The 7,044-nt window shown below is 70.1% G+C and carries 4 protein-coding genes; 3 read left to right on the top strand and 1 reads right to left on the bottom strand.

The features are described from left to right. Nucleotides 1-331: 331 nt before the first annotated feature. Nucleotides 332-1,903, top strand: coding sequence for a YdiU family protein (locus CEK66_RS12560; protein WP_152237139.1), 1,572 nt, complete (start codon nt 332-334; stop codon nt 1,901-1,903). Nucleotides 1,904-1,922: 19 nt separating this feature from the next. Here CEK66_RS12560 and CEK66_RS12555 read toward each other — a convergent pair whose 3' ends face one another. Next, the gene (locus CEK66_RS12555; protein WP_226978593.1) at nt 1,923-2,552 is read right to left on the bottom strand and encodes a TetR/AcrR family transcriptional regulator; all 630 of its coding nucleotides are present in this window, start codon (nt 2,550-2,552) and stop codon (nt 1,923-1,925) included. Nucleotides 2,553-2,689: 137 nt separating this feature from the next. Between CEK66_RS12555 and CEK66_RS12550 the strand changes: the two genes are divergently transcribed. Together CEK66_RS12550 and CEK66_RS12545 are read left to right on the top strand one after the other, a co-directional pair. Beyond that, complete coding sequence (locus CEK66_RS12550) at nt 2,690-3,853, top strand: efflux RND transporter periplasmic adaptor subunit (RefSeq protein WP_152237138.1); 1,164 nt, start codon at nt 2,690-2,692, stop codon at nt 3,851-3,853. Nucleotides 3,854-3,859: 6 nt separating this feature from the next. Further along, entirely contained in the window at nt 3,860-6,982 is a 3,123-nt protein-coding gene (locus CEK66_RS12545) for an efflux RND transporter permease subunit (RefSeq protein ID WP_152237137.1), read from the top strand. Nucleotides 6,983-7,044: the final 62 nt, after the last annotated feature.

The following is a 7,044-nucleotide window of genomic DNA, read 5'->3' as shown; positions in this document are numbered from 1 at the left end:
ACGCCGTGCCGGCGAGCGCCTAGCGGGATGTGGGATGACTGGAGGTTGGATATGCCGTGCGGGCGGACCCTCACCCCAACCCCTCTCCCGACGGGAGATGGGCTTGCAGCCTTTCCTTCTCCCGCTGGGAGAAGGTGCCCCGAAGGGGCGGATGAGGGTGCGGGCGCAGCCTCGTGCGTCCTGACACTGCGAGACGCTTCGCGCCGGACCCTCACCCCAACCCCTCTCCCGGGGGGAGAGGGGCTTTTCGGGCTCTCGCGATACCTGGCGTGCACTGGATGCTCACCTCGCGGACTTTCCAATGAAGCCTGCGACTTCTACGCTCTTGCCCATGCCTTCCTTGCGTTTCGACAATCGCTTCGTCGCCGAGCTGCCTGGCGACCCGGAAACCGGTCCGCGGCGCCGCGAGGTGCTGGGCGCGCTGTGGTCGCCGGTCGAGCCGACGCCGGTCGCGGCGCCGCGGCTGCTGGCGTATTCGCCGGAGGTGGCCGCCTTGCTCGGGCTGTCCGAGCAGGAGGTGCGGGCGCCGGAGTTCGCCGCAGTGTTCGCCGGCAATGCGCGCTATCCGGGCATGCAGCCCTATGCGGCGAACTATGGGGGGCATCAGTTCGGGCATTGGGCCGGGCAACTCGGCGACGGCCGCGCGATCTCGCTGGGCGAGGCGCTGGGTATGGACGGGCGGCGCTGGGAGCTGCAGCTCAAGGGCGCCGGGCCCACGCCGTATTCGCGCGGTGCCGATGGGCGAGCGGTACTGCGTTCGTCGATCCGCGAGTTCCTGTGCAGCGAGGCCATGCATCACCTGGGCGTGCCGACCACACGTGCGCTGAGCCTGGTCGGCACCGGCGAGACGGTGGTGCGCGACATGTTCTACGACGGCCACCCGCGCGCCGAACCGGGCGCGGTGGTGTGCCGGGTGGCGCCCTCGTTCGTGCGCTTCGGCAGTTTCGAACTGCCGGCCGCGCGCGGCGACACCGCCTTGCTGCGGCGCCTGGCCGATCTGGTGATCGCACGCGATTTCCCGGCGCTGTCCGGCACCGGTGTCGCACGCGATGCGGCCTGGTTCGCCGAGATCTGTGCGCGCACCGCACGCATGGTGGCGCACTGGATGCGGGTCGGCTTCGTGCACGGGGTGATGAATACCGACAACATGTCGATCCTGGGCCTGACCATCGACTACGGCCCGTATGGCTGGGTCGACGACTACGACCCGGACTGGACGCCCAACACCACCGATGCGCAGGGGCGCCGCTACCGGTTCGGCACGCAGCCGCAGGTCGCGTACTGGAACCTGGGTCGGCTGGCGCATGCGCTGGCGCCGGCGTTCGACGACGTGGCGCCGCTGCACGACGGCCTTGAACGGTTCCGCGCCGAGTATGCGCAGGCCGAGCGCGACAACATCGCGGCCAAACTCGGCCTGCAACAGTGCGGTGATGACGATGTGGCGCTGATGCGCGACGTGCTGGATCTGCTGCAGCAGGGCGAGGTCGACATGACCCTGTGGTTCCGCGGCTTGAGCGCATTGCCGCTGCAGCCGTGGACGCCGGCGCAGGCCCTGGCGGCACTGGCCGACGCGTTCTACGACCCTGCCAAGCTGGCGGCGCAGGCGCCGGCGTTCGAGGCCTGGCTGGCCCGCTATGCGCAGCGCCTGCAGCAGGATCCGCTGCCCGCCGCCGTGCGTGCGGAGCGGATGCGCGCGGCCAACCCGCGCTACGTGCTGCGCAACTACCTGGCGCAGCAGGCGATCGACCGCGCCGAGCAGGGCGACACCGGCGGCATCGACGAGCTGCTGGAGGTGATGCGGCGTCCCTACGACGAGCAGTCCGGGCGCGAGGCCTTCGCGGCGAAGCGTCCGGACTGGGCGCGCAGCCGGGCTGGTTGTTCGATGCTGTCGTGCAGTTCCTGAGCGGGGCCGGCGCGTGCGCTCAGGGCGCGGTTGCGCCGCGATAGCGCCAGGCGGCCAGGAAGGTCGCCACCACTTCCTCCGCCAGCGCGTGCTGCGCGGCCGCGTCCGGCGCCTGTCCGTTGAGCATCGCGCCGGGATAGGCATAGCCGAAGGTGGCGCCGATGAACGCGGTGGCGGCGAGGGTGGGGCGTGCGACCTGCACATCGCCGCGCGCGTGCAGGGTCTGCAGCAAGGCGCTCAGGCGCTCGCGCAGGCGGCCGGCGCGGCGCTGGTGCAGCGACTGCAGCAGGTCCGGCATCTGCGCGCTGGCCTGCACCAGCAGGCGATGCAGGCGCAAGGCGTCGGGCGCGTACAGGTGCGCCGGCACGGTCAGCGCGATCTGCCGCAGGGTTGCGGGCAGGTCCTGCGCGGTGGCGCTGCCGATGTTCTCCAGCCGGGTCTGCAGCTCCTCGCCCAGGGCCTCGAACACCTGCATCAGCAGCTCGGCCTTGCTGGAAAAATGATTGTACAGGCTCTGCCGGGTGAGCCCGGCCTGGCTGGCGATCTGTTCCAGCGACACGTCCAGCCCGTGTTCCAGCAGCAGGGTGCGTGCCGCCGCCAGCAGGCGTGGCCGCGCCAGTGCCGGCCGTCCACGCGGGCGCGCGGGCACGACAGTTGTCGCCGGCTCGGCCGTCGCCGTCGCAGTTTGCGCATCCTGGCGGCGAAGGGTTGTGCTTCCCTTCATGATTGTTTTTTTGTCTTTGAGTAAATTAAATGATCCTCCCCGCCGCCCCCAGGATCAAGCGCATGCCCGCGCCTTTAGTCCAGCGCCGCCGCGCGCTGCCGTTGCTGCTGTCCGTCGTCGTGCTCGCGTTCGCCGGCTGCAAGGGGGGAGGCAAGGCCCCGGCGCCGGCAGCGAAGACGGTGGAGGTGGTGACCCTGCAGCCGCAGAGCGTGCCGCTGAGCGTGGAATTGGCCGGGCGTACCGTGGCCTCGGAAGAATCGGAGGTGCGGCCGCAGGTCAGCGGCATCCTGCGCCAGCGGCTGTTCGAGGAGGGCGCCACGGTGCGGGCCGGGCAGCCGCTGTTCCAGATCGAGCCGACGCTGTACCAGGCCGCGGCCAACCAGGCGCAGGCCAACCTGGCCACCGCCGAGGCCACGCTCGCCGCCGCCACGCTGCGCGCCGAGCGTTACCGCACCCTGGGCAAGACCCGGCTGGCCGCGCAGCAGGACGTGGACGATGCGCAGGCCGCCTACAAGCAGGCGCTGGCCAGCCGCGACGCGCAACGCGCGGCGCTGGACACCGCGCGTACGCAGCTGCGCTTCGCCACGGTGCTGGCGCCGATCGGCGGGCGCATCGGCCGCGCGCGGGTGACCCCCGGCGCGCTGGTCACCGCCAATCAGACCGATGCCATCGCCAAGATCCAGCAACTGGATCCGATGAACGTGGACATCACCCAGTCCGGCAATCAGTTCCTGGCGCTGCGCCGGGCGATCGCCGCCGGTGGCGTGCAGCCGGCCAGCACGCAGGTGCGGCTGACCCTGTCCGACGGTACCGCGTATCCGCTGCCGGGAACGCTGGAGTTCGCCGACCTCAATGTGGAGGAGACCACCGGTGCGGTGACCCTGCGCGCGCGCTTCCCCAATCCCGATGCGCAACTGCTGCCGGGCATGTACGTGCGCGCGCTAGTCGGGCAGGGTGTGCGCCAGCAGGCCTTGCTGGTGCCGCAGGCGGCGGTGGACCGAACCCCGCGCGGCGAGGCGGTGGCCTGGGTGGTGGGCGCCGACGACGTGGTGCGCCAGCGCGAGTTCACCACGCTGCGTGCGGTCGGCGACCGCTGGCTGGTCGGCGATGGCCTCAAGCCCGGCGAGCGGGTGGTGGTGGCGGGCCGGCAGGGCCTCAGCGACGGCGCCAAGGTGACGGTGAAGACCGCCGCCGCCACGGCCGCGCCTGCCGCCAGCCAGGGCTGAGCCGGCATGCTGCCGCGTTTCTTCATCCACCGCCCGATCTTCGCCTGGGTCCTGGCGATCTGCATCATGGCCGCCGGCGCCATCGCCGTGTTCACCCTGCCGATCGAGCAGTACCCGGACATCGCGCCGCCCTCGGTCAACGTCACCGCCACCTACAACGGCGCCTCGGCGCAGACCGTGGAGGACAGCGTCACCCAGGTGATCGAACAGCAGATCAAGGGCATCGACCACCTGCTGTACTTCTCCTCGACCAGTTCCTCGTCGGGGCAGGCGCGGATCAGCATCACCTTCGACCAGGCGGCCAACCCGGACATCGCCCAGGTGCAGGTGCAGAACGCGGTCAACCAGGCGCTCAACCGGCTGCCGCAGGAAGTGCAGAAGCAGGGCGTGACCGTGGCCAAGTCGCAGGGCGACAGCCTGATGGCGGTGGCGATCTACGACCGCACCGACCGCATGGACAACGTCGACATCTCCGACTACTTGGTCAGCACCCTGCAGGACCCGATCAGCCGCATCAACGGCGTCGGAGAGATCAACGTGTTCGGCGCGCAGTACGCGATGCGGGTATGGCTGGACCCGCACAAGCTCAACGCCTACCAACTGATGCCCGGCGACGTGCGCAGCGCGATCCTGGCGCAGAACACCCAGGTCACCGCCGGCGAACTCGGCGCGCTGCCCACCGGCGCCGAGCAGGAACTCAACGCCACGGTCACCGCGCAGTCGCGGCTGCAGACGCCCGAGCAGTTCCGGCAGATCATCCTGGCCACGCGCGCGGACGGTTCCAGCGTGCGTCTGGGCGATGTGGCGCGGGTGGAGATCGGCGCGGAGAACTACCAGAACAACGCCACGCTCAACGGCCACCCGGCGTCCGGCTTCTCGGTGACGCTGTCCGCCGGCGCCAATGCGATCGCCACCTCCGATGCGATCCACGCCACCATCGAACGGCTCAAGCCGACCTTCCCGCCGGGCCTGGACGTGGCCTATCCGCGCGACAGCACGCCGTTCGTGCGCATCTCGATCGAGAACGTGGTGCACACCCTGGCCGAGGCCATCGTGCTGGTGGTGGTGGTGATGTTCCTGTTCCTGCAGAACGCGCGCGCCACGCTGATCCCGGCGATCACCGTGCCGGTGGTGCTGCTGGGCACTTTCGGCATCCTCGCCGCTGCCGGCTTCACCATCAACACGCTGACCCTGTTCGCGATGGTGCTGGCGATCGGCCTGCTGGTCGACGACGCCATCGTGGTGGTGGAGAACGTCGAGCGGATCATGCACGAGGAGCATCTGCCGCCGCGCGAGGCCACCGAGCGCTCGATGGGCGAGATCACCGGCGCGCTGATCGGCATCACCGTGGTGCTGGGCGCGGTGTTCCTGCCGATGGCGTTCTTCGGCGGCTCCACCGGCATCATCTACCGGCAGTTCTCCATCACCATCGCCTCGGCGATGGCGCTGTCGGCGCTGGTCGCGCTGACCCTGACCCCGGCGCTGTGCGCGACCCTGCTCAAGCCGGTGGAACAGGAGCGCAAGCTCGGCCGCTTCTTCCAGTGGTTCAACCGCAGCGTCGAGCGTGGCCAGCAGGCCTACCAGCGCCGCCTCGGCACGGTGCTGCAGCGGCCGCGGCGCTGGATGGCGCTGTATGCGCTGGTAGCGCTGACGATGGTGGTGCTGTACATGCGCATGCCGACCGGCTTCCTGCCGGTGGAGGACCAGGGCCAGGTGCAGATCCAGTTCACCACCCCGGAAGGCACGCCGCTGGCCAAGACCCAGGCGCTGGGCAAGCGCATCAGCGATTACTTCATGACCCACGAGAAGGCCAATCTCACCGCGATCTTCATGGTGGTCGGCCGCAACAACGCCGGCACCGGGCAGAACGCCGGCCAGGCCTTCGTGGCGCTCACGCCGTGGGGCGAGCGCAACCGCGACAACACCGCGCAGGCCATCATCGACCGCGCCAACGCGCATTTCCGCGGTGTCGGCGACGCCAAGATCAGCGTGCTGTCGCCGCCGGCGGTGCGCGGCCTGGGCCAGTCCAGCGGCTTCGAACTGTGGATCCGCGACAGCGACGGCGCCGGCCGCGCGGCGCTGCTGAAGGCGCAGCAGCAGGTGCTCAAGGAGGCCGGCGACGATCCGCAGCTGACCGCGGTGCGGCTCAACGGCCTGGGCGACAAGGCGCAACTGCAGGTGGACATCGACCACGCCCAGGCCAGCGCGCTGGGCCTGGCGCAGAGCGACATCAACGCGACCCTGGCCACCGCCTGGGGCGGCAGCTACGTCAACGACTTCATCGACCGCGGCCGGGTCAAGCGCGTGTACGTGCAGGGCGATGCGCCGTACCGCGCGCTGCCGGAGGACATCGCGCAGTGGTACGTGCGCGGCAGCGGCGGGCAGATGGCGCCGTTCGCCAGTTTCGCCAGCACCCACTGGACCCGCGGCCCGCAGTTGCAGCAGCGCTTCAACGGTCTGCCGGCGGCGCAGATCCAGGGCGGCGCCGCGGCCGGCAGCAGTTCCGGCGAGGCGATGCAGCGGATGCAGGCGCTGGTGGCCAAGCAGGAGGGCTTCGATCTGCAATGGAGTGGGCTGTCCTACCAGGAGCAGTTGTCCAGCAACCAGACGCTGTGGCTGTACACCGCCTCGATCCTGTTCATTTTCCTGTGCCTGGCGGCGCTGTACGAAAGCTGGTCGATCCCGGTGGCGGTGCTGCTGGTGATTCCGCTGGGTGTGGTCGGCACCGTGCTGGCGACCACCCTGGCCGGCTTCGTCAACGACATCTACTTCCAGGTCGGCCTGCTGACCACGATCGGCCTGTCGGCGAAGAACGCGATCCTGATCGTCGAATTCGCCGAGGCGCGGCAGCGTGCCGGGCGACCGTTGCTGGAGGCGACACTGGAAGGCGCGCGGCTGCGCCTGCGACCGATCGTGATGACCTCGCTGGCGTTCGTCGCCGGTGTGCTGCCGCTGGCGCTGTCCACCGGCGCCGGCGCCTCCAGCCGCCGCGAGATCGGCGTGTGCGTGATCGGCGGTATGGTCACCGGCACCGTGCTGGCAGTGTTGCTGGTGCCGTTGTTCTTCGTGCTGGTGCGCGGCTTGTTTCGCGGGTCCGCGCGGCAGGACGCGAGCGCAGCGGCGACGTAAATCGTAGACCGACGAGGCGGCTCCGCGACGCGGTGCTGCCTTGCGACTAGACTTTGCGTTCC

The organism is Xanthomonas sp. LMG 12460 (assembly GCF_009192895.1).
GTDB lineage: Bacteria > Pseudomonadota > Gammaproteobacteria > Xanthomonadales > Xanthomonadaceae > Xanthomonas_A > Xanthomonas_A sontii.
The sequence above is the reverse complement of the archived record's forward strand: the minus strand, read 5'-3'. Positions and strand labels throughout refer to the sequence as shown.

What these genes read in the sequence shown, in the direction of transcription:
- CEK66_RS12560 (WP_152237139.1), top strand. Translation starts at nt 332, where the DNA reads ATGCCTTCCTTGCGTTTCGACAATCGCTTCGTCGCCGAGCTGCCTGGC.
- CEK66_RS12550 (WP_152237138.1), top strand. Translation starts at nt 2,690, where the DNA reads ATGCCCGCGCCTTTAGTCCAGCGCCGCCGCGCGCTGCCGTTGCTGCTG.
- CEK66_RS12545 (WP_152237137.1), top strand. Translation starts at nt 3,860, where the DNA reads ATGCTGCCGCGTTTCTTCATCCACCGCCCGATCTTCGCCTGGGTCCTG.